Below are 26,840 nucleotides of genomic sequence, written 5' to 3'. Positions count from 1 at the left end.
TTCCCCAACGACTCGAAACTCACAAAATGTAGTGAAGACTTTCGACAACCCGATCAATAATGACAACCACTTACAAAAATAACTGCGGAAGTTGGGCTAGACTGCGAACGGGGGAAAGCTACGGCGCGAAGTGGGACTACGTGCGCAATAACCCGGTACGGCACGGTCTTGTCGCACGAGCGGAAGACTGGCCATATCAAGGAGAAGTCGCTGAGTTGTTTTGGGGATAATTGGGAATGTAGCGGATTGCATGCGCGAGGAGGCTCGGACGGAGCCTCGCCCCACCCCTTGCCCGCCCCTTTGCCTCACCACTGAAAAATGAGGTAACTGTGTTTCAAATCGCTTCGATTATTCTTTGCGCGGGCAAGGGCCGGCGCATGCAGGCGCGGCGCACGCCGAAGGTGTGCTTTCCAGTTGCGGGGAAGCCGGCGGTGTTGCATCTGCTCGATCACCTCGATTCGCTCGGCGTTGCGCCGAACGTGCTGGTGGTCGGCCATCTTGCGGGCAAGGTAGTGGACGAAATCGGACCGCGGAGTCCGCGCGCGCTGTTCGCGTATCAGGCCGAATTGAAGGGCACCGGACACGCGACCAAACAGGGCACTGCCTTGCTGCGACGCGTTGGGTTCGACGGCGCGATACTCGTCGTCGCGGGGGACAAGGTCATCGAGCGCCGCGCACTCGAGAAACTGGTGCGCACGTTCGAACGCGAGCGTCCGGATATTGCGCTGTTGGTTGCGCCGAAGGAGCGTTGGCCGAATGCGGGCCGCATCGTGACCGACGGGGCCGGCGCGGTGCAGTGCATCATCGAGCGCGCCGACCTTGCGAGCGGCGAAGCAAACAATGCCGCGTTTACGATCAACGGCGTCGCTCGCCCCGCGGCGCAGATCGAATCCGCCGCGAAAACCGTGAACCAGGCCGTGTACCTCTTTCGGGCGCCCGCGCTATTCGAGTCGCTCGACGCGCTTTCCACCGGCAACGTGCAAAAGGAGGAGTACCTCACCGACACGATCGAACACGTGGTGCGCAACGGCGGCCGCGTCGTGCCGGTGCCCGTCGATCATCCCGACGACGTGCTGGCGTTCAACAATCCGGAGGAACTGCTCGAGATCGAAGAATATTTCCGCCGAAAGTCGGGCATCGAAATCGCGACGCGCGACGGACGCGATCCGCGCATCTTCAAATCGCCCGCGGATTGGGCCAGGCGGTTGCAGTCGCCCGACGCCGCGACCGCGCAGGTGTTGCGCTCGGTCTACGGCGACGACGAGGCGCTGCGAGAGGAAAAGCGGAGACGCCTGCTTTCGACGGTCGAGTTGTTCATCGATCGCTTCGGTACCGACGGCGCCGTGACCGTGATTCGCGCGCCGGGCCGCGTGAACCTTATGGGTCGCCACGTGGACCATCGCGGCGGCTGCGTCAACCTCATGGCGATCGATCGCGAGCACATTCTCGTCGCGCGTCCGCGCCACGACGCGACCGTGCGCGCGCGCAACGCCGATGCGGTGCAGTTTGCGGACCTCGAATTCGGTGTGGGCGATTTACTCGAGCAGGTCGGGCTTGACGATTGGCGCGAGTTCGTGAACAGCGCGATCGTAACGAAGCTGGTGCGCGACCTGGCGGGCGATTGGGGCAACTACCTCAAAGCGCCCATGCTGCGCCTGCAACAGCAATTCAAGGATCGCCTTATCCACGGGGTGGACTGCGTCGTCAGCGGCGACATCCCCATGGCGGCGGGGCTGAGTTCATCGTCCGCGCTCGTTGTCGCGATGGCGGACGCGCTGGTGCATGCAAACGGTCTTTCGGTGTCCGCGCACGATCTCGTCGACCTCTGCGGCGAGGGCGAATGGTTCGTGGGCACGCGAGGCGGCAGCGCCGACCACGCAGCGGTGAAACTCAGCCAGGCGCGGCGCGTTGCGCACGTCGGTTTCTTTCCGTTCGCGATCAAGGATTACGTGCCGTTCCCGGACGGATACTCGCTCGTAATCTGCAACTCGCGCATCCACGCGCGAAAGGCGGCGGGCGCTCGCGACACCTTCAACGAGCGCGTCGCGTCATACGAGTTCGCGGTGCGCTGGGTGAAAGAACAGTTCCCCAACTATGCGCCGCTGATTCACCATTTGCGCGATATATGCCCCGAAACGCTTGGGGTGCGCGCGGCGGACATCTACCGCATCCTGTTGGACGTGCCGGAGCGCGTCGCGCCGGATGCGCTGAAGCGCAAACTTGGCGACGAGACGTTTGCCGCGCTGACGCAGTCGCACACCCCGCCGCGATACTACGAGCTGCGCGGACGCCTGCTCTTCGGCATTGCGGAGTGCGAACGCAGCAAGTGCGCCATTGAACTGCTCAAGCGCGGCGATCTCGAACGCTTCGGGCGAATGATGAACATGTCGCACGACGGCGATCGCGTGGTCACCGCGGACGGGACGCCGTACGGCGTCGACGTTTCAGATGCCGCGATGCGCCGGCTGATCGCGGACTTGCACAGCGAAGACCCGGCGCACGTCGAGCGCGCGCAACTCCACGCGCAACCGGGTGTGTATGCGTGCAGCATCCCGCAGATCGATTCCATGGTGCACGTCGCGCTCGATACGCCGGGCGTTCTCGGCGCGCAACTCTCCGGCGCGGGCCTCGGCGGCTGCATGATGGCACTCGTTGAGCAAAGCGCCGCGGGCCCTGTCATCCAAAACATGACCGAACGCTATTACGCCCCGAACGGCCTCGAACCCGGCGCGTTCGAGTTCGCCCCAGTCGCGGGATCCGGGCCGCTGAACCTCGCGTAATCTTGCGCTCGCGGAACTCGTACGCCGACAGCGGATACGGGGTCGAAACCCATTAATCTACAGACAAATATGCGAATTTATCTTAAATAGGCCTAACTATGTAAACTAATAAATTTGCACTTTCTGTAGACATCGGCAATTGTGTGTGATATGCTGAATCCCGGAACGGGAGTTCGGGCAATGGCACGGTATGACACAAATGCGGCGTGGAGCGATCCGTTTGACCCCAAACCGGCGAACAAGCGCGCGGCGGAACGATTTAAGTTTCGGTTGAAAACGTCCATCAAGGCGGAAGGCAAGCCGGTGGATAGCGATGCACCGCGCATCCTCGTCGGGCCGGGAATCATTCGCAATCTATCCGTCACGGGCGCGTGGCTGATAACAAAGCACCAGCTTGTTCCCGGCCAGCGTATTGTTATCGCCATTCCGACGAAGCGGTTTGCCGTTGCGGATTATCTTCCCGCGATGTTTATCGGGCCGGCGGAAGTCGTTCGTACGAAGCCCGATATCGAGAACCGCGTTTGGGTCGGTGTGCGCTTCGGCGATTCGCTCACGCAGAACATGGAATTCGCGACGTTTATCCAGGGCCTGTACGCGCTCCGCGAAGCGTTGACGAAAAAGGACTGAATCGGGAAAGTAATCATACATCCCGCACGACCCTTTCAATCCCGCCGTCGATATCGCAACCATGCTTCTGAAAATCACCGCGCTTTGCCGCATTCCCGTGCCCGCCGCTTTGCGCGAGCGCCGCGCCGTAGCCTAGAATCCGTCCGTCGTTCTGAAGGGGGAATGGTGCATTGATCTTGCCTGATCGAAAAATCAAAGAACTGCTGGCCGCGGGCGAATTGCGCATCGAGCCTATCGAACCCGCGCAAATCGGACCCGCCTCCGTGGACCTGCGACTCGGCACGTCGTTTCTCACGCCGCGCGCGACGCAGGGCATGTATTCGATGTCCGAACCGATCGAGTACGAGCGCGTGGAAGGTGCGTCGTTCGTGGTGCCTGCGCACGGATTCGTGCTGGCGACAACACACGAAGTCATCGCGCTGCCGGACTACTTGACCGCGTTCGTCGAGGGGCGTAGTTCGATTGGGCGATTGGGACTCTTCATCCAGAACGCGGGGTGGGTCGATCCGGGGTTTGAAGGCGCAATCACGCTCGAGCTCTTCAACGCGAACAGCGCGCCCATGCGCATCGAAGCGGGCCGCCGCATCTGCCAACTCGTCATCGCCGCCGCCGACGGGCCCGTCGAAAACCCGTATCGAGGGAAATACCAAGGGCAGCGAGAGACGACGGGATCGCGCGCGTATATGGACGTGGAAGTTTCGAGGGACTAGCGAAGCACACCTGCTTGCCACTTCGGACGCGGCATGCAAAGCGACGCTTCAGCGGTGCACTTCAGGGCTCTTCGCACAAATGCCCGTACGTACGCGTATCAGCCAAGCAGACGTAGACCATGTTCGGTCGGCCCCCTATTCGAGTTTGGCTCTATCACAGTCGTTTTCAATGACTCTCAAATCTTGGGGAATCACGAGTTTCGCCAGCTTTTCGGGCGGTTCGCCAAGTTTGAGCAAGCGTTGTTTGGCCTTGGCGAGCGCCCGTCGCCTACCGAAGCACCGATCGAGTTTCGCCTTCGCGTACAAAAGCTTGCGATTGTTCCACCACACCGCGGAGCCACAGTAAACGATACCTAAAGCTGCGATAAAGAATGGAAGCACTAAAATGATGGCGAAATACGTTCGAACGGGTCGGTATTCAATGGGGAAGAATAGGCCACAATTTATCAATACATGACAGTCCTTACGGAGACCTTTATCTGTCTGTAAGGGTGCGAGGTAGTGGCCCAGCACGTACGCAAAATCCCAATAGAGTTCACGTGTTGTCACATCACCGCAGATTCGAAAGTACAACGGTAGACGGTGCTTCTGTTCCTCTTTAACCCGATCAAATAACCAATTCGGAACTACTACGTGCAAGTTGTCGTCAGGTGCGGAGAGGAGTTCGCCCTCGCTTGACACTACGATGCCGTCAGGCCAAATTAGCTTGTCGGCTTCTCCGCCGCCCGCTGCTGCCCGCATCAGAAGTTCTTCGATGAACGAAATCCGATCTACTACGCCCGGGCTGACAAGGAAGCGTACTGTACGCTTTCTGGATCGGTACGTGAACACTCGAAAGGAGCTATTGGAAGCAGCGGTTTCCATGGCGCCTACTCTACACGCGAATCATGCGCACCACATAGCTGCGCGACAGACTGGAGAAGGCCCCGCTTTGCGACATCGGCATAAGAAGGCGTGGCGGCCGTGACGCTTTGAATTGCGGTTTGGTACCACCACCTTGCCTCGCCGTAACTCGGCTTTCCCGCAACGTAAACCCAATTGCGCCGGTTACGCGCGGCGGACGCGGGCCATCGAGACGTTGAGGATGAGCGCCGCGAGCAGGATGGCACCCATGATAGAGCCCTTGAGGTAGATGTTGACGTCGAGGTGGTTCAGGCCGTTGTGCAGGATGCCGAAGGTCAGGACGCCGACCACCGTATTGCCGATTCCGCCCTTGCCTCCGAACAACGAGGTCCCGCCGAGCACTACACCGGAGACACATTGGATCAGGACTTGATCGAGGCCGCCGGCTTGTGCGCTGCCAAGCCGCCCGACCCAGAGTGTGCCCGCAACGGCGGCCGTCATGGCGCAGATGCAGAAGCATGCGGTAAGGGTACGCGCGACCGGGATGCCGGACAATTCCGCGGCGACGCGGTTGCCGCCGACGGCGTAGACGTTGCGTCCGAAGCGGGTGAACCGGAGCACGATCCAGGCGGCAAACATGAAGATGGCCGCGACGACGGTGATCCACGGGATCTCGATCAGGGCATAGGTCGTGCCGTTCGGCCGCGCGCGTTCGACGAATTCGAGCGAGCGCGTGCCGATGTGCGCGAGGGCGGGTTGGATGGTGAATATGGGCGAGCCGCCGGTAATCCACAGCGCAAGGCCCATCGCGATGAGCGACAGCGCGAGGGTCATCATGAAGGATGGCACACCGATCCGGGACACGCCAACGCCGATGACGAGTCCAAACACCGCCGCGCCTGCGATCGCCGCGAGCAGCGGAAGCATTTGGGTGATTGGGCCCGGCGTCCAGTGAAGTCTTTGAAGGAGAACATTGAAAAGCCAGGCCGCGACGACTCCCGCGAGGATGGCCATGCTTTCGATGCTGAGGTCGATTTCGCCGGTGAGTAGAACAAACGTCACGCCGACAGCCATGACCGCGAGCGCGGAGTTTTGCCGGAGAATGTTGAGTAGATTCTCCCGGGTGAGAAACGATTCGGTAATGAACGAAAAGAAAAGGAACAGGACCGCGCACGTAATGATTGGCGCGACGGTGTCCAGATTACGGAGATTGAATTTCACGGCCCCCTCCCGGCGACAAGCGCAAGAAGTATACGGAATTGGGCGATCAGGTGCGAAGGGGGAGACCGGCATGTTGCGCGGACGGCGGCGGCGCGCGGGGCGGTGGCAGTGCCCGTTCGAGCGGTACTTTGCTACACTCGTGCTCTGAATCAAACGTCTGAGGGAGAGGATATCATGTCCACCAGGCCGCCGGATTGGATCAATGCTCCTGCGCCGCCGCCCGTTACGGCGTTCACGCGCAAAACGACAGGCGACGGGTACGCGTTGTGGGGTATGCTGCTGGGACTCATAGGACTCGTGTTGTCTCCCGTCGCGGGCGGTTTCTTGTTCGGTCCGTTGGGCCTCGTGTTCGCGGCGATTGCGCAATCGCGGCCCGTGACCAAGCCTTCCCGGATAACGGTGGCGATGGGCCTGTCGGCGGCGGCGCTGCTGACCAGCGCGTACGTTTCTGTCGGCGGTTTTTCGCGGATGCTTGGCGGCGGAATCTACGCGTGGGAAGGGGTGCGGGCGCCGGACTTCACGCTGACGACGACCGGCGGGGAGACTGTCCGGTTGAGCGATCTGCGCGGAAAGCGGGTGTTCGTCGATGTCTGGGCGACCTGGTGCCCGCCGTGCCGGGCGATGCAACCGGACCTGAACCGGCTGGCGACGGAGTGGGCATCGAAGGGCGTGGTCGTGGTTGGACTCAGCGCGGACGACGCCAAGGTCGAACTTGGCGACTACGTGAATTCGACAAAGCTGGAATACCCGGTTGGTTGGATGGGCCCGGATTTCCCGGGGCCGTACGGCGACGTGACGGCGTTGCCGACACTGTTCGTTGTGGACCGCGAGGGTATCATCGTTGCGGTGGAAAAAGGGATGCATTCGTACAGCGCGTTGGAGGCATTGGCGAGCATCCCGGACTATGGCGGCGCGCCCAAGCCGGCGCCAGTCTCTGCGGAGCGCCCTTCCTCCTAACGCCGACTCGGCGCGTTGTATCGGTCCGCGATGGCCCTGTAGACTATGGGGTCTTGACCAGGGGGGAGTATCCGATGGCCACTATTGCCAAGCCGACAGCCGCGCCGATGTCCGCGCCCGGCAAAACCACGGAAGGTTCAGGCGATCGCATGCTCGCGCTGGATGTGCTGCGCGGGTTCACGATGTTCTGGATTATTGGATCGGATTCGATGCACGGGGCGTTCAAGGCGATCAGCGAAACCGGCGTCGCAGGTTTTTTCGCGAACCAGTTCGAACATCGCCGGTGGGAAGGCTTCGTGTTTTACGACCTGATCTTTCCGATGTTCATCTTCATCATCGGCATATCGCTGGTCTTTTCGCTCCAGAAAATCGTGCAGACCCACGGCAAGGCCGAGGCGTATCGCCGCGTGTTCAAGCGGTTCCTGCTGATGTACCTGCTCGGAGTCTTCTACGACGAAGGGATGGCCAAACTTTGGGACGTTAAGGATGGCGTACTTCAGCACTGGCAGTGGGACGAGAACATGCTTTGCGGCGTGCTGCAACGGCTTGCGATCTGTTACTTCGTCACCAGTCTACTGTTCCTCAATCTTCCGAAAAAGGGGCTCATTGCCGTTTTTATTGGTATCACGGTTGTGTACTGGGGCGCGCTGACGTTCATTACCGCGCCGGATCAAGAGGTGCACTCGTGGGAACGAAACAAGAACATCATTCACTACATCGACCACCAGATTCCGCCGTACGGGGGGTCGGACCCCGAGAGTCTCGCGACATCGCCACCGGCGATTACTTCGTGTTTGCTCGGGGTTTTTGTCGCGCTGTTTCTACAGGACAAAAAACGCGATCTGACACAAAAAGTGGTCCACCTCGTGGTTGCCGGCGCAATCATGACGACAATTGGCTATATCTGGGGATACCTTCCGGGCGATCTGAAGTATCCGATTATCAAGCGGCTATGGACGTCGTCGTACGTATTTGTGGCGGGCGGATTCAGCCTGGTTTTGTTGGGTGCGTTCATCTATGTCATTGACGTGTTGCAGTACAAGCGGTGGACGCCGATGTTCATGTGGATTGGGATGAACCCGCTGTTGATTTACATGTCCACGAACATCCTCGATTATCAAGCGCTCGCGCGCCGGTTCGTTGGCGGGCCCATCGAAGAAGCCGCCGGGAACTTTGGGCCAATGCTCGTCGCAGTGGTTTCGCTGTCGATATCGGTCTTAATCGTCCGTTACCTGTACCAGAAGAAAATCTTCCTTCGGTTATAACGAATCGCCCCGATTCGGCCATAATCTCGCATGGCATTACCGGTTATTTTCGAATCGCCCGTCATCCGATGGGGGTGGGGCATTCCGTTCTTATTCCTGCTGTGGTGGCTGACGCGCAGCTTGCAGCAGGACTCGGGCGAAGCGGCGGAGCCCGATTGGATCGGAAAACGGTTGTGGTTTCCGCTCGAGCGGCTTGACCGTGTATCGCTGGGAATCTGCGCCGCGATCGGCGTGCTGTTTTGGATTGGCCGGAACAGCATAAATCCATATCCGCCGGATTCGATTTACCACCTGCTGGTTGCACGGCAAATCTACGATACCGGCGCCGTGCCGATGTGGTGCGATTGGCAGTTCTATCCGCTTGGACGTCCCCACCTCTACCCCCCGCTGTTCCATCTGTTATTGGCCGGCATGGCGTGGGTGCTCGGCGGCGATTTTCTCGCGGGGTTCCGGTTGACGGAATCGCTCGCGCTTCCCTTCATCTTCTTCTCGACGTGGTATCTCGCCCGTTGGCTGTTCGATGCGCGACGCGCGTTTGTGGCGTTGTTGATTGTGGGTATGGACTACTCGCTCGTCTTTACCGCAGCGATGGGGACGCCGAGTGTCTTGGCGACTTCGTTGATGAGCCTGATGATTGTGTTTTTCCTGTCCGGGCGCTGGCACGCGGCAACCGCATTATGCGTCGTCATGCTGTACACGCACATGGGAATCCCGCCAATCGCGTTGGGAACGTTGGGCGTGTTCAGTTTGCTGCATCGGAGGTATCTACCCGGTTTCCTGGCGATGGCGACGATATCGCTCATCGCGTTTCTTCCGTGGTACGCGCGGTTGTATGTGTTCGGCGATTGGTTCACGCATCCGCTCGAGGAGGGCGTGTACGGCGCAATCGCGCCGGATTGGCTGCCCGTCTACAAGTTCACTTGGCTTCAGTTCGTGAGCTTCAGCATGGTGGCGATTGTTGCGCGCGGGTTTCGAGGATTGCGCTGGCGCGAGAAGCGGAACGGGATTCTGCTGATCGCGATCGTGGCGTGCCTGCCGATGCTGGTCAGTTACGGCGGGCGGTTCTACACGCATTCGTTGCATTTCTGGGCAATTCTGGCGGCGGGCGTTTTCACGAGGTTCCTGCACGCGCCGGTGCGGCCGAGGCGGGTCCTGGCGTTTGGCGCGCTCGCGTTGACGCCGACCGTGGGCATTGTCGGGACGGGCACGCCGATCCCGCCCGGCGTGTACCCGGCTCCATCCGCCTGGTTGCTGGCGCCCGTTGTCGCGTCGGGCGCGCTCGACGCGATCAACGAAGCGCAGCCCCCGGGATACGTTACGTGGCGCGAAGCGGAGGCTATCGCGGAGTATATCGACGACGTCACGGAACCGGGCCAGCCGATGTACTTTCGCGGTGATCGCGATTTCGCGCTTGTGGTCGAATGGCTTGCCGATCGGCCTATCGACACCGGCGCATGGGAAGAAACGCAACCGAACGAGCAGGCGCGGGCGCTGATCGATTGGGCGGCGGAACGGGACCCGAGGGGCTGCTATGTGTCGCGCGCGAAATTTGCGATACCGGCGGACACAGTCATTCGGGACTTCGATGGGCTCTATGTTGGGGTGCGCAACGGCAAAGGCCCGGACAAGGACGCCAAGGCGGACAAGAAAAAGATCAAGCAGGAATTGAAGCGCGAACGACAGGCGGAGAAGGACCCTGACGGTTCGCGCGATCCGTAGAAACGGTGCGTCCGGCTGCAATGGCGTGTGCGGGCGGTTACAATGGTTGACCAAGACATCGGGGACCCTCCATGCGCTTTTATCCGATGATGACATTACTGGCGGCGGTGTGCGGCGGGCAGGAGATTGCGCGCACGGAAGTCGACCCGCTCACGCGGACTATTCACGTCACGTATGCAATCCCGGCAACAGCGCCCGATCCCATAACGGTCGTCTGCGGGTGGTCCACGCCGGGGGCCAACGACTGGAAGCCGGCGGATGTGATGCCGCTCGTGAGCGAGACGGCGTACAACATGGCGACCGGCGATCAATGGAAGCTGTGGCATGTGGCGGGTCGTATTGTCGAGCGGCGCGCGGCGGGACTGCATCGCACGCTGGTGTTCAATCCGTATCCTGATGCGGTGGCCGATGGACGCGTGGACGTCGATTTCCGGATCGAATTGCGCGGACCGAACGACGAGGCGCTGGGCACGGCGCAAACGAAGATCGAAGCGGACAACCGCGATGTGCGGTACATTGAGGACTGGTCGCAAGCGATCCAGCGCGAGTTGGTTTCGGCGGAGGGGAAGCCGTGGACGTATCGCGCCGATTATGCCGCCGAAGACGGCGTCTCGCTTGGCAGCGCGCTTAGCGGGTTTCTTGGTCACGAACAGGAACTGCCACCGCTGACGTACCCGCTCGATTTGAAGGGCCACTACGCGATCTTTCTGTGCACCAATCCGATGAAGGGCGCGATCCGCCTGCGGCTGACCGGAGACGAACGATCGGAGCAGTTGGGCTCGCGGTATCCGCGCGAGGAAGTGTTGTGGCGGTGGGCGCGCATGGATCGGCAGCACCTTGTATTGCGGCAGACGCACAACTACACGGGATGGCAACAGGCGCATATCGATTACGTGAAGCTCGTGCCGCTGACGGATGCGCAGGTGCTGGCGCTGGAATCGCGGTTCGGCGGCCCGACCGACCGGCTCATCGCGGGGTATTGGGAACCGTACTCGTGGGCATTCTGGGACCACGTGACCGAGACCACACAGCACCGCGAGCCGCTGACCGCGTTTGCGGAAGCGCGTGTGAAGATCGTCGACACGCAGATCGGCCGGTTCGGCATGAAGTCCGTGTACGAAACGCGCCTGACCGATCAGTTGCTGTACTCGACCATCGGCGATCCGATCGGGGACGTGGTCCAACCGAGGACGGACAACGTCGGCAAGATGCAGCATTTTACCAATACGCTCGACGCGACCATTCGCTATTCGCGCGATCTGATGCTGGCGCCGCACGCGAACTTCGGCGCGACGAATTGTTATCCGGGCACGCCGTTGCAGGGCGATTTTTCGATTCAGCATCCCGATTGGGTGCGTGGACACGCGTTGAAGTACGAAGTGCCGGAGGTGCGCGCGTACATTCTCGCGCTGTATCGCGAGGCGTTGGAGATCGGCGCGCCCGCGGTCTCCATCGATTTCTGCCGGTACCCGGAAGGCATCGACTCGGCGGAGACGTGCACCCTGTTTCTGCGCGAGCTGCGCGCGCTCGCGGACGAATTTGGCAGGGCGCGGAACAAACGCGTGCCGATTCTGATCCGGTTTCCCGGGACCGGAGTGCGCCTGGCTGAGCGTTTCGACTATGCCACGTGGGTGAAGGAAGGCCTGGTCGATTACTTGTGCCCGAGCAACATTCAGGGCAGGCACATGCACATCGACATGGCGCCGTACTTTGAGTCGGTGAAAGGCACTTCGTGCATGCTGTTGCCGTGCATGGACGCGTTGACGTGGGGGTTACCGTTCCCAGGGCCGTTCCTGTGGCGCGCGTCGCAACTCTACAATCAGGGTGCGAAGGGTGTGTACGTGTACCAGGCCGATGGACGCATTCTCGGTTTGCCGTCGGACCGGCGGCATATGCGAATGCTCGCGAGCAGTGCGGCGGTGGCGCGGTTCTGGCACGACGATACAGTAGAGCGGCCGAGGCGAAGCAAGGGTATCTACATTACGCAGCCGCACGAATTCGGCAAGTACCACGGATGGGAGCGGATTCGCATCTGGACAGAAGGCGTGCCGCTGGGACCGGTGGAAACGTATCTCGACGACGCGCCCGTCACGCGCATGGAAGGCCCGCCGTATCTCGTCGGCACAGAGGACTATGCGTCGGACGCGGTGATTCCGCCGGGCGATCACGTCCTGCGTATTCGCGCAGTTGACGGCGACGGGTGGCTCGAACAGACGTTCACAGTTACGGGCGCGTGAGGACAACAGCACGGTGATGGCGCGACGTACGGCGGCAGAAGCGGATGTCAGCGTAACATTGCTGACGTATAACGCCGGGCCCCTGCTGGCACGCGTTCTGAAGGCGATTCACGAACAAGAAACTGCGCGCCGGTTCGAGATCGTTGCCGTGGACTCCGGGTCAACGGACGGGACGCTCGCGGTGCTCGCGCAGTATGACGCGCACGTGACGGAGATTCCGCAGCGTGAATTCGACTTTGGCCTGACGCGGGACCTCGTATTCGAGGAATCGAGCGGGCGCGTCGTGGTGTGTTTGTCGCAGGACGCAGTACCCGCGCATGAACGGTGGCTGGACAGCCTCGTTGCGCCGCTGGACGATCCGGCGATTGCGGCATCGTGCGGGCGATCCGTCCCCGATCCCGACCGCGCGTACGCGCAGTTCGTGTGGGAACGAAACGGGCTGTTTTACTTCACACGCGAGATGCGCGCGTTCGTGGCAAAGTATGGGCGCGGCCTGTCGAACGCGAACTCGGCAGTCCGGCGTGAGGTTTGGGAACGGCTCCGGTTTGGCGCGCAACCCATCGGTGAGGATTTTCGGTTTCAAACGAAGCTGTCGGCGGCGGGACTCGCGATCGCCTTTCCGGACGGCGCGGAGGTGTTGCACCATCACGCGTACACCCTGCGCTCGCTATACAAACGATGCCGCAACGAAGGGCTGGGGCTGCGCGCGTTGGACTGCGCGTACGGTGGAAAGGATTTGCTGCACGATTGTGCGAACCGGACCGTGTGGCGCGCGTGGGCGCGCGAGCTGGTCCGCGGCAATCTGCGCGCGCCCGCCTCCCTGCTGTTTCCGATTGTGCGCCCAAGCGCAGTTTTTGTCGGAAGCGCACTTGCCCGGGGATATCTGCGGTGAGCCACGAGATTCAGGAGTTCTACCGCGAGAACCCGCTGATGGTCAGTTCGCCGTTCGGCGGTGTATCGGGTGTGCATCGCGACCTCTTTGACGACGTCATACGCAAGCTGAATTTGCCGCTGGACGGGCAATCCATACTCGACGTGGGGTGCGGGCGCGGGTTTGTTGGCGAGGTGGTGCGCGCCCACGGAGGACGTTACACCGGCGCGGACCTCGTGCGAAACGGCACGGGCTTTTCGCTTGCACTTGCGGACGCAATGAACCTGCCGTTTCGGGACGAGTCGTTCGATGGCGTATTCTGTATCGACGCCTTCGAGCATATTCCGGACGGCGTTCGGGCGGCGCGCGAGTTTCGGCGCGTGTTGCGTCCCGGCGGATTTGTGTTCCTGTCCGCGCCGAATTACGGCAACGTGGCCGGGATCGTGAAGTGGTGGTGCGAGGCGTTTGGGTTTTCGAAGCGAGATTCGTGGGCGCCGTTCCGGCGATGGCAACCGCAGGAACTCGAGCAGGCGTTGACGCAACGTCGCATTCGCGCGCAGTACCGAAGCGCGGGCTTTGGGCGCGCAACGCGGATCGGTCATGCTCCGGAGGTTGGATTGGGGTTGTTTCCATGGATCGATCATCCGCGCATGCCGGAGGCGGTCCAATTTCGGTTGCAGCGCGCCTTCGCGTCGGTTGGACCCGCGATTGTGCGGTTCTGGCCGGGGGCAAGCTTGCACGTTTTCTGGAAGTTCGAGGTGTGAGATGGGGATCGCGAATATAATTCGCAAGCTGAAACTGCGCTATGGGTCGCAGGACACCGTCGTTCGGACGCTGCGGGAGATGGGCGTGCGGATTGGCGAGCGCTGCCGTATCTATACGACGAATTTCGGCGGCGAACCATACTTGATACGAATCGGTAATCACGTGGGCATTGCGAACGACGTAACGTTCGTAAACCACGATCTCAATTGGGTGTTTCAGGACAAGTACGAGTCGCTCACGAGTTTTGGGACGATCGAGATTTTCGACAACTGTAACATCGGTGTACGCGCGACAATCCTGCCCGGCGTAAAGATCGGGCCGAACAGCGTGGTAGGTGCGTGCAGCGTTGTGACGAAGGACGTGCCGCCGAACGTGGTCGTCGCGGGCAATCCCGCGCGCGTGATCTGCACACTCGACGAGTACGAGCAGAAGTGCCTCGCTAAGCATATTGACATTCCAAAGGACCGCGACGCGGCGCGCAAATACTTGATCGAACATTTTTGGGGCGGATCGTGAAGCTCGCGCTGCTCATGGGCAACCGGTACAACCCTTGGCACCTGCAAGGGTTCAAGCGGTTGCGCGGAAATCCGACGGTCGCGGCGTTTCGCGCGGAATCGCAGATTCAGGACCACTTCAAGGAGCGGGGCGACGGAACGGACTGGATGCAGCGGGAGCGCATCTACTTCGACACACAGGCGGGCAATGCGATCGTGCGCGCGTACTGCACGTTCGCCGAGCGCTATCTCGACCGCACGCCGCGCGTGCTGCCGTTCCACGAGCAATTGAAGGGATACGACATTATCCACTCGTGGGAACTGTTCACGGACTGGTCGGTGTCGGCGCTGGAAGCGCGCAAGCAATACAACATCCCGCTCGCAATCACGGTTTGGGACCTACTGCCCTTCAACATGGAACGCGTCGCGGGCCGCCGCGAACTGAAGCGGCGCGTCGCGGAAGGCGCGGACCGGTTCGTGGTGTACACGGAACGGTCGCGCGCGATGTTGGCGTTCGAGGGCGTGCGCGCGGAGCGTATCGCATACGTCCCGCCGGGCGTCGATACCGATTTGTTCTGTCCCGGCATTGCGGCCAGAGCGTTCGGATTGAAAGACGACGATTTCGTCGTGTTGTTCGTCGGCTGGTTTGTCCCGCGAAAGGGGATCGATTTCTTGTTGTTCGCGTTGCGCAAGCTGATCGACGAGGGCGGGCCCAACGCGAAGCGCGTCAAACTCCTGGTGGTCGGCAGCGGCGCCGGGCGCGAACGCGTCGAAGCGCTGATCGCGCGGCTCGATTTGCAGGACCGCTGTATATTGACGGGTGCGCAGTCGTACGAGCGAATGCCGGAAGCGTTTCGCATGGCGGACGTGTTTGTGTTGCCGAGCGTTGCGAGCGACGAGTGGCAGGAGCAATTCGGCATGTCGCTGATCGAGGCGATGGCCTGCGGGAAGCCGTGCATCGCCGCATTGAGCGGCGCGATCGAGGAGGTCGCCGGGGAAGCGGCGCTGCTCGTGCAGCCCAACGATTTTCTGGCGCTGTACCGCGCGCTCCGGCGCATACTTAATCACGCGGACGAGCGCGCGCGGCTCGGCGCCGAGGCGCGGTCGCGCGCACGCAAGCTGTTCGACGTGACGCTGCACGCGAATGCGCTGTCCGACCTCTACGATAGCATGCTGAAATGATCGAGCGCCGCCCGGTCCGCATTGGCGTCGAATTGTTCCGGCGCGCGCGATGGTCGGTACGGCGCGCGCTGCGCCGGCGACTTCGCATTGTCGTGGAGATTCGCTGGCGGCTTGGTGACGAGATTATGGCGATTCCCATCTACGAAGGAATCAAGCGCCGATTTCCCTTCTGCGAACTGACGGTGTGGGGCAACCATCCCGACCTTTTGCTGCGCAATCCGTATGTCGATCGCGTCGTCGGGCCCGGCGGCAAACCGGACTCGCTGTTGTGCGATCGCTATATCGTATTGCGTGGCGCGCCGCGCGACGTATTTCGGTTGGATCACTACGCAAGAATCTCCGGCATTCCAACGCCACCGATGTTGCCGCGCTTGTATTACGATGACTGGAATTCCGACGCCGTCGCGAGGGCCGGACTCGAAACCAAGAGTTTTGTCGCAGTAAGCACGGGCGCGACGTGGGAGACCAAGCGCTGGCCGATCGACCGATGGCGGGAGTTGTGCGAAACGCTGCAATCCGGTGGGTACACGCCGGCGCAACTGGGAAAGGGCGATGAGCGAATCGGCGCGGCGTACGACTTCGTCGACAGGACATCGGTACGCGAGGCGGCGTGCGTTCTGCGTCACGCACGCTTGTTGATTACGTGCGACTCGGGGCTGATGCACCTTGCGCTCGCCGCGGGCACGCCGGTACTGGCATTGTTCGGCCCGACGGACCCGCGCATACTCGTTCGCAACAGCGCGCCACTGTCGTTCCTCACGAACGAACGTCCGTGCCAGGGCTGTTGGAACCATTCTCCCGACGCGAAGGCTGAAGGTGTATGCCCGCTCGGCATTTCGCCGTGCATGGGGACGCTCGCGGTCGAAACCGTGCTGGCGCGCGCGCGGGAGTTGCTCGGTGCCAACGCGTAGCCCATTGAGCGTACTCTTCCTGACGCTGTACCCAAATTCGGCTGCGAGCCCCCGATACCGTGTCGCGCAATTCCTTCCGTATCTGCGGTCGATTGGCTTTCGATGCAGCGTGGAGTGCGCAATTACCGGGCGCGCCTATCGCGAGTGCTCCGGCCCATCGCGCAGGGCGCGTCCGTTCTGGTATCACGCGAAGGAGACGCCGCGGCGCGTTGCGCAGTTGCTGCGCATAGGCCGGTACGACGTCGTAGTTGTGCAGAAGGCGATCGCGAGCGCATACGTGCGCGGACTGCACTCGATCCTTCGCACCAACGCGAAGCGGCTTGTTTACGACATAGACGACGCCGTCCACCTTGCGCCGCCGCATTCGTTGCGCGGCCCGTGGAGCAGGTTCGAAGATCGCGATCAGGTGTTGCGCGTGATGGAGGGCGCCGATCTCGTGCTGGCGGGAAACGCGTGGCTGTGCAGCGAGGCGCGCGGACGTGCACGGCGCGTCGAGTTTTTTCCAACCGTTGTCGATACCGAACGGTTCACGCCAGGCCGACAGGCGGAGAGCCGTTTCACGATTGGCTGGATCGGCAGCCCCAGCACAACACCTCACCTAAGGGCCGCGGACGCGGTCGGCGAAATTGACGGAGCGAGTATTCGATGCATAGGCGCGGACGCGCGCGGCGTGCCGTGGAAACATGCGGACGTGCGGCCGTGGGCGTACGACCGCGAAGTGGACGACATCCGATCCTTTTCAGCCGGCATCATGCCGCTGGAAAAGGACGATTGGACGCGCGGGAAGTGCGCCTTGAAGGCGCTACAGTATATGGCGTGCGGCGTGCCGTGCGTGGCGACACCGTTTGGCGCGGTACTCGACATTATCGCGGACAATGTAAATGGCCTGTTTGCCGATTCGCCTGAGGAATGGCGTGCAGCGGTCGAGTGGTTGCGCGACCCGGCCGCGCGCGCAACACTCGGTGCGGCGGGCCGCACAACGGTCGAGCAGTATTTCGCATTGAATGGCGCGGCGCCCCGGCTCGCAGAACTGCTGGAGTCCGTCGTTTGAGTATCGCGCGCGAGAAGCCTTGCGTCTGCTATGTGATTCCCTCGCTTGCTCCCGGCGGGACCGAGCGCCAGTTGTTGTACCTGCTTGCCGGTCTCAAGGAAACGCACGGTTGCACCGTTGTCTGCACGAGGGCGGCCGGTGCGTGGGGTGAAGGCGCGCGTGCCACGGGCGCAACTATCGTCGAACTGAATACATTCGGCGGGTGGGACTTTCGCATCCGAGGCCGCGCACGCAGGGTCTTCACGGAGATTCGGCCGGACATTGTGCACACGTTTCTCTTTGGGTTCGACCTGCCGGTCAACCGCGCCGCGCAAGATGCCGGTGTACCGGTCCTGGTATCGAGCAGGCGGGAATTGGCCGCGTGGATGAAACCGCGCCACGTGCGTGCGCAGCGCAAAGCGAACGCGCTCGTGGACTGCATTATTGCGAATAGCCGCGCCGTGGCGTTGTTCGCCGCGAACCAGGAGCGTCTGGAGGCCAAGCGGATTCGCGTCATTCATAATGGCGTCGGAGACGAGTTTTCTGCGATCGACGAAGATTCGTCACAAACGCGAATGCGGCTGCGGATTCCACCGGAAAGGTTCGTGGTCGGAATGGCCGCGAATTTCAGTCCGGTAAAGGACCATGCATTGTTCCTCGCCACGGCGCGCATTTTGATCCGGCAACGCAGCGATATACATTTCCTGTTGGTGGGTGGCGGCTGGCTCGAGAATCGCGTTCGCGACGCCGTTCGAGGGGACAAAATGCAGGATAACTTTACGATTACTTCGACGCCGACTGACGTGGCCCGGTTTCTCCGCGCGATGGACGTTTGCGTGCTGACATCGCTACGCGAGGGCTTTCCGAACGCGCTGCTCGAAGCAATGGCGCTGGGGCGGCCGGTCGTGGCCGCCTCGGTCGGCGGCATTCCGGAACTCGTCGAGGACGGAGTGACGGGCCGGTTGGTTACAACGCGGGACCCGGCGGACTTTGCCGCGGCGATTCTGCGAATCGCCGAAGATTGCAGCGAGGCGCGCAGACTGGGCGAACGAGCGCGGGAGCGCGTTCAACGCGAGTTTTCCGCCAAGCGGATGGCCGGGGCGTATCGCGCGTTGTACGAGGAACTGCTTAACCGCAGGGGCGAATCGTAACCGTGTGCGGCATCTGCGGCATAGCGTACAGCGAGCGCACGCGGCACGTGGATCGCTCGCGGTTGCGCGCGATGAACAAGGCGCTGCAGCACCGGGGGCCGGACGATTCGGGGTCGTGGTTTGCGGGGCACGTTGCGTTGGCGATGCGCCGGCTCAGCGTGATCGACCTGTTCCGCGGCAAACAGCCGTTCGCGAACGAGGAAGAAACGATCGTTCTGGTCTACAACGGAGAAATCTACAATTACCGCGAGTTGCGCCACGACCTGGAAAAGCGCGGACACGTCTTCCGTACGTTGAGCGACACGGAGGTCGTGCTGCGCGCATACGAGGAGCACGGGGACGACGCGATCCTGCGGTTTAACGGCATGTTTGCGTTCGCGCTGTACGACGCGCGGCATGACCGCCTGTTGATCGCGCGGGACCGCGTAGGAATCAAACCGCTCTACTACGCGTTTCACGATGGGGCGTTGATTTTCGCGTCGGAATTGGACGCGATACTTCGGTCCGGCCTCGTGCGCGGCGCATTGAATCCGTCGGCAATCGAGGCGTACTTCAGCCTTCTTTACATTCCCGGCCCTGACACGATCTACCGCGACGTGCAAAAACTGATGCCCGGCCACAAACTCGTGCTGCAACACGGGAAGGTGCGCACGGATCGGTATTGGGACTTCGAGTTGAAGCCGGACCCCGCGTGGACGGTTGACTCCGCGGCCGAACGGTACACGGAACTGCTGTCGGAAGCGGTGAAATCCCAATGCGTGAGCGAGGTGCCGTTGGGCGCATTCTTGAGCGGCGGCATCGATTCGAGCTCCGTCGTCGCGATGATGCACGTGACCAGTGCCGCTCCGGTGAAGACATTTACGATTGGTTTCGACGACGCGCACGCGGACGAACTGAAATACGCGCGCATCGCCGCGCAACACTTTGAAACCGATCACACGGAAGAGATACTGCGTCCGGACATGGTGGATACGGCGCCGTACCTCGCGCGGTTCTTCGGCGAACCGTTCGCGGATTCGTCCGCGCTCCCGATGTGGCTGGTATCGCAGGTGGCGCGGCGCGAGGTGACCGTGGCGCTTTCCGGCGACGGCGGCGACGAGTTGTTTGCGGGATACAGTTGGCTGCATATGACGCGCAACGTTCTGCAGTATCAGCGCGCGCCGGACGTGTTGCGCCGGATGGCGGGCGGCGCGCTGCGTCCGCTGCCGCGCTCGCCTTTCGTGCAGAAGGTGCGGCGGTTCAACAGCGATTCGTTTCTCGATCCGCTCAACGTGTTTCGGCGCCGGCAGACGGCGATCGACCGCGATACGCGTAATGCGCTGTATGGACCTGAACTCGCGGCGCAAATCGCCGCGGACGGAATCGACCGTTACGTCGAACGATTGGAGTCGACTCATGCTCCCTCCGTGCTGGAGCACATGTTGATGCAGGACTTTGCCCTGTATCTGCCGGACGACATCCTCACAAAGGTGGACCGCATGAGCATGGCGCATTCGCTCGAGGCGCGGGTGCCGTTACTGGACAATACGATCGTCGATTTCGCGGCGTCGCTGCCATTCGAAATGAAGCTGAATGGGCGCGTATCGAAATACATTGTGAAGAAGGCAATCGGCCCGATCATGCCGCCGGAGCTGATGAAACAGCGCAAACAGGGTTTTGCGATTCCGGTACACCGGTGGTTTCGGCACGAGTTACGCGACCATTTTCTGAACGCGGTGCTCAGTCACGAAGCGCGCAACGGGGCGCTGCTGAACCGCCGCGCGATTCGCGCGATCTACGATGCACACATCCAACAGGAAGACAACTACGGGCACCAACTCTGGGCGATCCTGATGTTCGAGCATTGGATGCGCTACGCGGAATCGTTACCGGGGGTGTCGCTGTCCATGTGAGAGATCGGAGAACAGGGCCCCCGGCGCCTTCGATTCCTACCGTTACGATTTTACATTCCGCTCTTTTCCGTGGCACTTGCAGCCGGGCCAGTTCGGCGAGTAGAGGAACGAGTTCGGTTGGACGCCGAGGTCGCCGTTGATGACGAACGGTTCGCCGCGCTCGGACAGGTGCTCGATGAGGCGGTCTCGCCACTCGCGTCCGCGGCGCGTGTATCCGGCGTCCGCGGCGAGGTCGTGGAGTTCATGCGGGTCGTCGCGCAGGTTGAATAACTGGCTCTCGCCGGTGGGGGCGTGAAAGATGTATTTCCAACGGCCGTCGGTCATGCCTGTCCAGTGGTTTGACGCGTTGTAGCAAATGTCGTGTTCGAGGTCGATGGCATCGCGCCATTCCGCGCGCGAGTCTGCCAGCAGCGGCAAAATGCTTGAACCGTCGAACTGCGACCGTACGGTTTCATCGCCGGCGGCGTCGAGCATGGTAGGCAGCATGTCGCGGATTTCGACGGGGTGTTCCAGGGTGACGCCGCGGCGGTCCGATAGTGTTCCGTCCGGCCAGCGGACAACGAGTGGGACTTTCGCGGACGCCTCGTAGGCGTACGATTTGCGCCACAGATGGTGATCGCCGGTCATGTCGCCGTGATCGGAGATATACAGAATCAGCGTGTTGTCGAGCATCTTGCGCCTCTCGAGCGCGGCGACAATGCGGCCGATCTGCTCGTCAACGAACGTGACCGCGCCGTAATACCCCTGACGCGACGTACGGACCTGATCGGCGCCGAGGTCGCCGTGCCAGTGATCGGGGAAATTGTCGCTGGGTTTGGCGTATTTCGCGGCCCACGCGCCCACCTGCGCCTTGGGCAGATCGACGTCGTTATACATGTCCCAAATGCGCTGGGGCGGATCGTAGGGGCTATGCGGGCGCGCAAACGAAACCTTCATGAAGAATGGCTGCGGTTCGTTATAGGTGTCGATGAAGTTGACCGCGGTATCGCCCGTCCATCGCGTCGGGTGAACTTCCTCGGGGAGCTTGTAGGGCCACGCGCGGTGGTCGTTGAACGTGAGTCCCGTTACATCGGGATTGATTGTCGGGTAGTTCGACATCAGCCAGGCGCGGTAGTCGCTGCGGAAATCGATGGACGCCTCGCGGCCCGATTCGTCGAGGATGGTGCGGTGGAACCCGTGAAGGTGGCGCTGCGGGTGCCAATGCATCTTGCCGATGCCGAGCGTGTAGTATCCGGCGTCGCGCATGGCCTGCGGCATTTCGACGGCGTAGCCTTCGCCGATGCGGCCGTAGCCGAGCATGCCGTGGCGCCACGGCGCGAGACCGGTCAGGAGTGCATTGCGCGCGGGCGTGCACGTCGGCGTCGTCGAGTACATGTTCGTGAAGCGCGCGCCTTCGTTCGCGAGGCGGTCAAGGTTGGGCGTGTACGCGGCGGAATTGCCGGAACAGCCCATGCAGTCCGCGCGGTGCTGGTCCGACATTAGGAGAAGGACATTGGGCTTGCTCGGTTTGGGTAGTGCGCCGTGGGCGGCGGCGGTTTGCGTTGCGCCGGCGGCGGCCGCGGCGGAGAGTTTCAGCATGGTCCGGCGGTTGAGAGTTGTTCCCGAAGCGGTCATCGGTGGCGCCCTCGCTTGGTCATGTTTGGGGCAACAGTAGCGGAAATGCGGGGGCGAATGCATCCGCGGGGCAGGCGGGAAATAGCATGGGCCGCGGTGGCAAACCACAGCGGCCCATGTCGAATTCGCTCATGAGCGGGCTCCGATGCGCACCGGAGCCAAACGAACTATTACACCCTAGAAGTTACGAAGGTCGTCGGGGATCAACTGGCCGAGCCAGAAGCCGAAGAACTTCTCGAGGCTGAGGCCGATAACGACGACGATGTCCGTCCAGGACGAAATTTCAAAGATGTTTCGCGGCACCAAGTACGCGGGGGCCGGAAGCGCCTTTGAAACGCGACCGATATGCTTCATGATTCTAAAACCTCCTTGAATTGGTCAGAACCCTAACACAACGTGTACGAGTCGCCGTTCTCCCACCCCATGGGGAGACGGCGGCGTGAACGGCCCCGGCGTAACCGCAGGGCCGCGCGCGATTACACGTCCCGCGGATCCAAGGTACCTAACGTTGCGAACAGCGCATTCACATACGCCGCTTTTGCTCCGCTCGCCTTCAGTTCACCGAGGGAGGTGAACCAGCCGAACCACCAGGCGGACACTGGCGCGGCCTTTGAAATCTTACGAACGTGTTTCATTGTCAAATTGTCCTTTCGCGAAACTCTCCCATTGCACAGTGCGATGGGTTTCGGTTTTCCAACTGGTTGTGAACAGGAGTTAGTTACGCAGAAGGTTTGGAATGGATAGATACTGGAGCTATCCCCTCCTGGTCTCCTTCCGCTTTGCCAAAACTCGATTTAGTCGAACCGGCTACTAGCTCTGCAGCCAGTTGTCAAACAACGCGACAAGCCAAGTTGCCTGCTGCGGGCGCAACTTGAGCGGTCCAAAGATGTTCTTGAATTCCACCCATGCCACCTGCTCGGCTGCAACGGGCTTGTTGGTCGACAGCACCTTCACATGCTTCATATGGCGACTCACCTCCCTTCTCCTTCCGTCTTTTGTACGTTGTATCCCAGCGTTCACGATACACTGCCAGGTACACCCCGGCACCGTCTATTGTGAACGATTGGAGCGAATTATGCAACCCCTAGGGTTATGGGGTTGCGGCGGGGGCTGTCGCGGACGCGATTTCCGGATTCTCGAAGAGGAATATATCTCCCGATACCAGAACGATCCCTGACAGCAAGTTCCAGAATTCCGTGGTCATCGGTTTCAGGAACAATTCGTCCAATGCAGTCAAGAATTCGGCGAGTTCGATTACGTCGACCGTGAGTGCATTGGTTGCCTCGGTCACCGAGGCCACCCCATCCGCTGATTCAACTGTTGTGTAAAGCTGCCCCAACCCCTCGAGCGCGTGCCGCTGAATGTCCACTCCGGCCAACTGCTCTTGCGAAAGGTCAGCCCCCGCTTCGACCTGCCGTCCTAACTGCTCGACCCCGTTATAGATCGCTTCCGCAGTGGCGGTATCGTTAGCGGACAAAAATCCTTGGGCGTATTCTAGCAGATCGGCTGCCAATTGGCAAAGGAAATTGTTCTCATCCACGCCGGCGGTCAACGCCGCAACCATCCGCGCCACATCCGCTTCCATTCCGGAGGCTTCGAGCGCCTCGGCCTGGGCGAGCGCGGATTTCAGCGAATACGCACTCGCCTCGGAGAGTCCGGAGGCGGACTGAAGAGACAAAAGCGCCGCCTCGGTGTCGCCTTCGTCCAGTTGCACCTTGGCTTCAAAGTAGTACGGGAGGGCGTTCTCCGGGTCAATCGATTTGACGTCGGAGAGTTGTGTCAGCGCCTGCGCCTGGTGCTCCTCGGCTGTCCGCGGGTCGGCGGCGGGTTCGTCCACGTAAGCCCGCGCAAGCTGCATGCGGCTGTTCGGATCGTCTTCGAGCTTGCCGACGGCGGTCAACAGAACTCGGCGGCGCTCCTCGCCTGCGAGGCTTTCGGACGCCGCCACCAGGACATCGGGGTCGGCATCGGGGGCATCGACGAGTTTTCGCGCGAACTCGCGATCCAACCGCGCCCACTCGAGCAACTTGTCGACACTCGCGCCTTTGGTTGTCGCGTCTCGGCGCGCGGCAATGACTTCATCGACACCACCGGGAAGTTGGAGATTCGGTCCCTGCGTCAATACCAGAGGTTTCGCGATTTCATCGGCGTCGGGTCCCAACTCTTTTCGCTTTTTTTCCAGCGCGTCGCGGCTGTTCGCCAGCGACGTGGGAAGTTCGGGTACGTTCGATTTGGGCGGCGCGGCCAACTGCGGGCCTGTCGTGCCGTTGGTAGTTCCGTTGGTTGCCGGTGCGTCCGGCCCGGAGAAGACAAGATAGCCGATTGCAGCCATCACGGCCGCAGCGGCGGCCAGAGCAGGCCATAGCGCGCGCTTGGCGCTGCGCGCCTTCTCGAACGAAACGACTTCGACGGGTGCGGTCGCTTTCTTTACGGCGCACATAACACCGTCGACAATGTCGATGCTGCCGGCATGGATTCGGGCCTTGTGTTCAATTGCTTCGAGGTCCGCGTAGGCGGCCCGCAGCCACTCGAGTTCGGCGTGGACCTCGGGAGAATTCTCGATTTCGCGTTCGACACGGGAGCGCGCTTCGGGGGCGAGTTCGCCCTCGATGTACGCGATGAGCTCCTCACGGAGCTTGTCCATGTCCCCAGCGTTCACAGTTCGTCCTTCTCGGTCACGTAGAGTGACCGCATGGATTTCAGTATCCGGTGCAGCCGCGTGCGCACGGCACCTTCCGTGCTGCCGACGACTTCGGCGATGTCGCGCGCCTGCATGCGTTCGTAGAACCGCAGCGTGACAATCTCGCGCGACTCCGGGTCGAGCTTAGCAAGCGCATCCGCGACCATCTTGCGCCTTTCCGCGGCCATCATCATTTGGTCCGGGCCGTCTGCGGAGGACTGGAGCAGATAGCCCGATTCTTCTCGGGCCGTGCTCGCGTATTCCTCGAGCGACTCCATGGCCACCGCCTTCTTGCGCTTGATTTCGTTCAGGCACAAGTTTCGCGCGATGCACAGAAGCCACGGGCGAAACTTGCGGCTCGCATCAAACCGGGACCGCGCCACATACACCCGGATAAACGTCTCTTGGGACATTTCCTTGGCCCGTTCAACGTCCCGGACGTAGTGGAGACAGAATCTAAAAATGTCGTTCTGGTACCGGCGGACAAGTTCAGCGAGTGCGCCTTGGTCACCCCCGCTGAGAAGGGCCATCAACCCTTCGTCGGAATCGGGCTTGACGCTCACCGGTAACCCCAATTTGTAAAGGGGTTTACGGATTGTTCGCGCCCCGGATGCCTTGTCCGGCGTCCGCCAATACTACCGCGTAAAGCTACAAACATCACAACACGCGTCGCACTTTTCGCAGATATGCGGGACGCGATGCCCCCCGGCGTGCTGTGCTGCTGAAAACCTTGCGCCATTTCCCCGATCCACGTGCCTGTAAACAGTGTAAGGCAAGGTATGGGAAAACGCAAAGCGGTCCTTGCGTCTGCACTTCGACAACCCGTGGGTATCACGGCGCGTGACCTGTTGACTGGCAGTTGTGCTGCCGGTCTCGGGCCGGGCCGATACCGTTGGGCCGTCGACTATGTCTACTTATTTGCCCAACGCGTTGCACTCGGAGGAAGGAGTCAGGAGTCAGAAGTCAGGAGTCAGAAGTCAGGAGTCAGGAGTCAGGAGGAAGAAGGTCAGGGGGTGCGGTCAGGACGGCGCTTGGGCAACGCTGCGGATGGGCGTATTGGGAATGCACGGTAGAGCGGGAATCGGGTATCGGGAGTTGGCCGCGAATGGACGCAAAGAGCGCAAAAGGGATTACCGAAACCCGTTACGCGACAAAACCCGTTACGACGCTTTGAGTCGCGCGGGAATGTTGGTGTATGCTGGGTGGGTTTACCCGTGTATTGCTTTGGCGCTGATTTTGCCGGCGGTAGCACCCGGCAACGGACGGGCCGCCGCGATATTCGGGTATTTCGCGCCAATCCAGTAACCAGGAGGACACCGATGAGTAATGCGCTCGAACTGACGGCAGCCAATTTCGACACGACGGTGAACAACGGCGTGACGTTAGTGGATTTCTGGGCGGAGTGGTGCGGGCCGTGCCGGATGATTGCGCCGATGATTGATCAGTTGGCGGTCGAATACCAGGGCAAGGCGACGGTCGGCAAGGTGAATGTCGACAACGAGCAGGACCTTGCGATGCGCTTTGATATTTCGAGCATTCCGGCGTTGCTGGTGTTCAAGGACGGCAAGGTCGCGAACCGGTTCCTTGGATCGAACACGAAGAAGACAGAGTTGGCTGCGGCGTTGGATGGCGCGGCGGCGGGGTAGGGACTGCGGCTGGGGCAAGGACGCCAAAGCGGAGCTTTTCAAACGGCGTTCGAAGACGAGCCGCCGTTGGAACAAAGCAGAGCTTTTCAAGAGTGCGTTCCCAACTGGAAAGTTGGGAACGAGTTGATCGATTACGATTACGATTACGATTACGATTACGATTACGATTACGAGATAGTATGAGAAGGCCGATCTCCTTTGCGGGATGCTATAGAGTAGCTCCCAAATTTTAACGAGCTCGAGGC

The 26,840-nt window shown here is 61.2% G+C and carries 24 protein-coding genes; 16 read left to right on the top strand and 8 right to left on the bottom strand.

The window, feature by feature from the left end; genetic code table 11:
* Positions 1–329 precede the first annotated feature (329 nt).
* The 3 genes from HUU46_24765 to dcd all read left to right on the top strand — a co-directional run bounded on the left by HUU46_24765 (position 330) and on the right by dcd (position 4,117).
* Entirely contained in the window at positions 330–2,780 is a 2,451-nt protein-coding gene (locus HUU46_24765; GenBank protein NUM56855.1) for an NTP transferase domain-containing protein, read from the top strand.
* Positions 2,781–2,960: 180 nt separating this feature from the next.
* Positions 2,961–3,407, top strand: coding sequence for a PilZ domain-containing protein (locus HUU46_24760; GenBank protein ID NUM56854.1), 447 nt, complete (start codon positions 2,961–2,963; stop codon positions 3,405–3,407).
* Between the two features lie 170 nt (positions 3,408–3,577).
* Complete coding sequence (dcd, locus tag HUU46_24755; GenBank protein NUM56853.1) at positions 3,578–4,117, top strand: dCTP deaminase; 540 nt, start codon at positions 3,578–3,580, stop codon at positions 4,115–4,117.
* A gap of 135 nt (positions 4,118–4,252) precedes the next feature.
* Here the strand turns inward: dcd and HUU46_24750 are convergent, their stop codons facing one another.
* Together HUU46_24750 and HUU46_24745 are read right to left on the bottom strand one after the other, a co-directional pair.
* A complete protein-coding gene (locus tag HUU46_24750) occupies positions 4,253–4,981 on the bottom strand; it encodes a hypothetical protein (GenBank protein NUM56852.1) in 729 nt (242 codons plus the stop codon).
* 183 nt (positions 4,982–5,164) lie between these two features.
* Entirely contained in the window at positions 5,165–6,181 is a 1,017-nt protein-coding gene (locus tag HUU46_24745) for an ABC transporter permease (GenBank protein ID NUM56851.1), read from the bottom strand.
* A 174-nt stretch (positions 6,182–6,355) separates the two neighbouring features.
* Here HUU46_24745 and HUU46_24740 point away from each other — a divergent pair, with 174 nt between their 5' ends.
* The 12 genes from HUU46_24740 to asnB all read left to right on the top strand — a co-directional run bounded on the left by HUU46_24740 (position 6,356) and on the right by asnB (position 20,655).
* Positions 6,356–7,138 carry a TlpA family protein disulfide reductase gene (locus tag HUU46_24740; protein NUM56850.1) on the top strand — a complete coding sequence of 261 codons (783 nt, stop codon included), beginning with the start codon at positions 6,356–6,358 and terminating at the stop codon, positions 7,136–7,138.
* Between the two features lie 74 nt (positions 7,139–7,212).
* Positions 7,213–8,403 carry a DUF1624 domain-containing protein gene (locus tag HUU46_24735; protein NUM56849.1) on the top strand — a complete coding sequence of 397 codons (1,191 nt, stop codon included), beginning with the start codon at positions 7,213–7,215 and terminating at the stop codon, positions 8,401–8,403.
* Positions 8,404–8,433: 30 nt separating this feature from the next.
* Positions 8,434–10,122, top strand: coding sequence for a hypothetical protein (locus HUU46_24730; protein NUM56848.1), 1,689 nt, complete (start codon positions 8,434–8,436; stop codon positions 10,120–10,122).
* Positions 10,123–10,193: 71 nt separating this feature from the next.
* Positions 10,194–12,359: a hypothetical protein gene (locus HUU46_24725; protein NUM56847.1), complete on the top strand. Its 2,166-nt coding sequence runs from the start codon at positions 10,194–10,196 to the stop codon at positions 12,357–12,359.
* A 16-nt stretch (positions 12,360–12,375) separates the two neighbouring features.
* Entirely contained in the window at positions 12,376–13,251 is an 876-nt protein-coding gene (locus tag HUU46_24720) for a glycosyltransferase family 2 protein (GenBank protein NUM56846.1), read from the top strand.
* Positions 13,248–13,994 (top strand): class I SAM-dependent methyltransferase, encoded by a 747-nt coding sequence (locus HUU46_24715; protein NUM56845.1) that lies wholly within the window; start codon positions 13,248–13,250, stop codon positions 13,992–13,994. The genes HUU46_24720 and HUU46_24715 overlap by 4 nt, the downstream gene beginning before the upstream one ends.
* Before the next feature lies 1 nt (position 13,995).
* Positions 13,996–14,511 carry an acyltransferase gene (locus tag HUU46_24710; protein ID NUM56844.1) on the top strand — a complete coding sequence of 172 codons (516 nt, stop codon included), beginning with the start codon at positions 13,996–13,998 and terminating at the stop codon, positions 14,509–14,511.
* Complete coding sequence (locus tag HUU46_24705) at positions 14,508–15,671, top strand: glycosyltransferase family 4 protein (protein ID NUM56843.1); 1,164 nt, start codon at positions 14,508–14,510, stop codon at positions 15,669–15,671. Before HUU46_24710 ends, HUU46_24705 begins: the two co-directional genes overlap by 4 nt.
* Positions 15,668–16,582: a glycosyltransferase family 9 protein gene (locus HUU46_24700; GenBank protein NUM56842.1), complete on the top strand. Its 915-nt coding sequence runs from the start codon at positions 15,668–15,670 to the stop codon at positions 16,580–16,582. Before HUU46_24705 ends, HUU46_24700 begins: the two co-directional genes overlap by 4 nt.
* A complete protein-coding gene (locus HUU46_24695; GenBank protein NUM56841.1) occupies positions 16,569–17,633 on the top strand; it encodes a glycosyltransferase family 4 protein in 1,065 nt (354 codons plus the stop codon). The genes HUU46_24700 and HUU46_24695 overlap by 14 nt, the downstream gene beginning before the upstream one ends.
* Complete coding sequence (locus tag HUU46_24690) at positions 17,630–18,763, top strand: glycosyltransferase (protein ID NUM56840.1); 1,134 nt, start codon at positions 17,630–17,632, stop codon at positions 18,761–18,763. Before HUU46_24695 ends, HUU46_24690 begins: the two co-directional genes overlap by 4 nt.
* A gap of 2 nt (positions 18,764–18,765) precedes the next feature.
* Entirely contained in the window at positions 18,766–20,655 is a 1,890-nt protein-coding gene (asnB, locus tag HUU46_24685) for an asparagine synthase (glutamine-hydrolyzing) (GenBank protein NUM56839.1), read from the top strand.
* Positions 20,656–20,697: 42 nt separating this feature from the next.
* On the opposite strand, the gene HUU46_24680 is transcribed toward asnB, so the two are convergent.
* From HUU46_24680 to HUU46_24655, 6 genes are all read right to left on the bottom strand, one after another.
* A complete protein-coding gene (locus HUU46_24680) occupies positions 20,698–22,269 on the bottom strand; it encodes an arylsulfatase (GenBank protein NUM56838.1) in 1,572 nt (523 codons plus the stop codon).
* Positions 22,270–22,446: 177 nt separating this feature from the next.
* Positions 22,447–22,623 carry a hypothetical protein gene (locus tag HUU46_24675; GenBank protein NUM56837.1) on the bottom strand — a complete coding sequence of 59 codons (177 nt, stop codon included), beginning with the start codon at positions 22,621–22,623 and terminating at the stop codon, positions 22,447–22,449.
* 122 nt (positions 22,624–22,745) lie between these two features.
* Positions 22,746–22,904: a hypothetical protein gene (locus tag HUU46_24670; protein NUM56836.1), complete on the bottom strand. Its 159-nt coding sequence runs from the start codon at positions 22,902–22,904 to the stop codon at positions 22,746–22,748.
* A 175-nt stretch (positions 22,905–23,079) separates the two neighbouring features.
* On the bottom strand, positions 23,080–23,232 hold the full coding sequence (locus HUU46_24665) for a hypothetical protein (GenBank protein NUM56835.1): 153 nt from the start codon (positions 23,230–23,232) through the stop codon (positions 23,080–23,082).
* A 127-nt stretch (positions 23,233–23,359) separates the two neighbouring features.
* On the bottom strand, positions 23,360–24,913 hold the full coding sequence (locus HUU46_24660) for a hypothetical protein (protein NUM56834.1): 1,554 nt from the start codon (positions 24,911–24,913) through the stop codon (positions 23,360–23,362).
* Positions 24,914–24,924: 11 nt separating this feature from the next.
* Entirely contained in the window at positions 24,925–25,512 is a 588-nt protein-coding gene (locus HUU46_24655; protein ID NUM56833.1) for a sigma-70 family RNA polymerase sigma factor, read from the bottom strand.
* 756 nt (positions 25,513–26,268) lie between these two features.
* On the opposite strand from HUU46_24655, the gene trxA reads away from it, so the two are divergent.
* Positions 26,269–26,595 (top strand): thioredoxin, encoded by a 327-nt coding sequence (gene trxA, locus HUU46_24650; GenBank protein NUM56832.1) that lies wholly within the window; start codon positions 26,269–26,271, stop codon positions 26,593–26,595.
* Positions 26,596–26,840: the final 245 nt, after the last annotated feature.

The sequence above is a fragment of the Candidatus Hydrogenedentota bacterium genome (assembly GCA_013359265.1).
Classification (GTDB): Bacteria; Hydrogenedentota; Hydrogenedentia; order Hydrogenedentales; family SLHB01; genus JABWCD01.
Note: the sequence above shows the minus strand (reverse complement) of the source record. Positions and strands in the feature narration are given on the sequence as shown.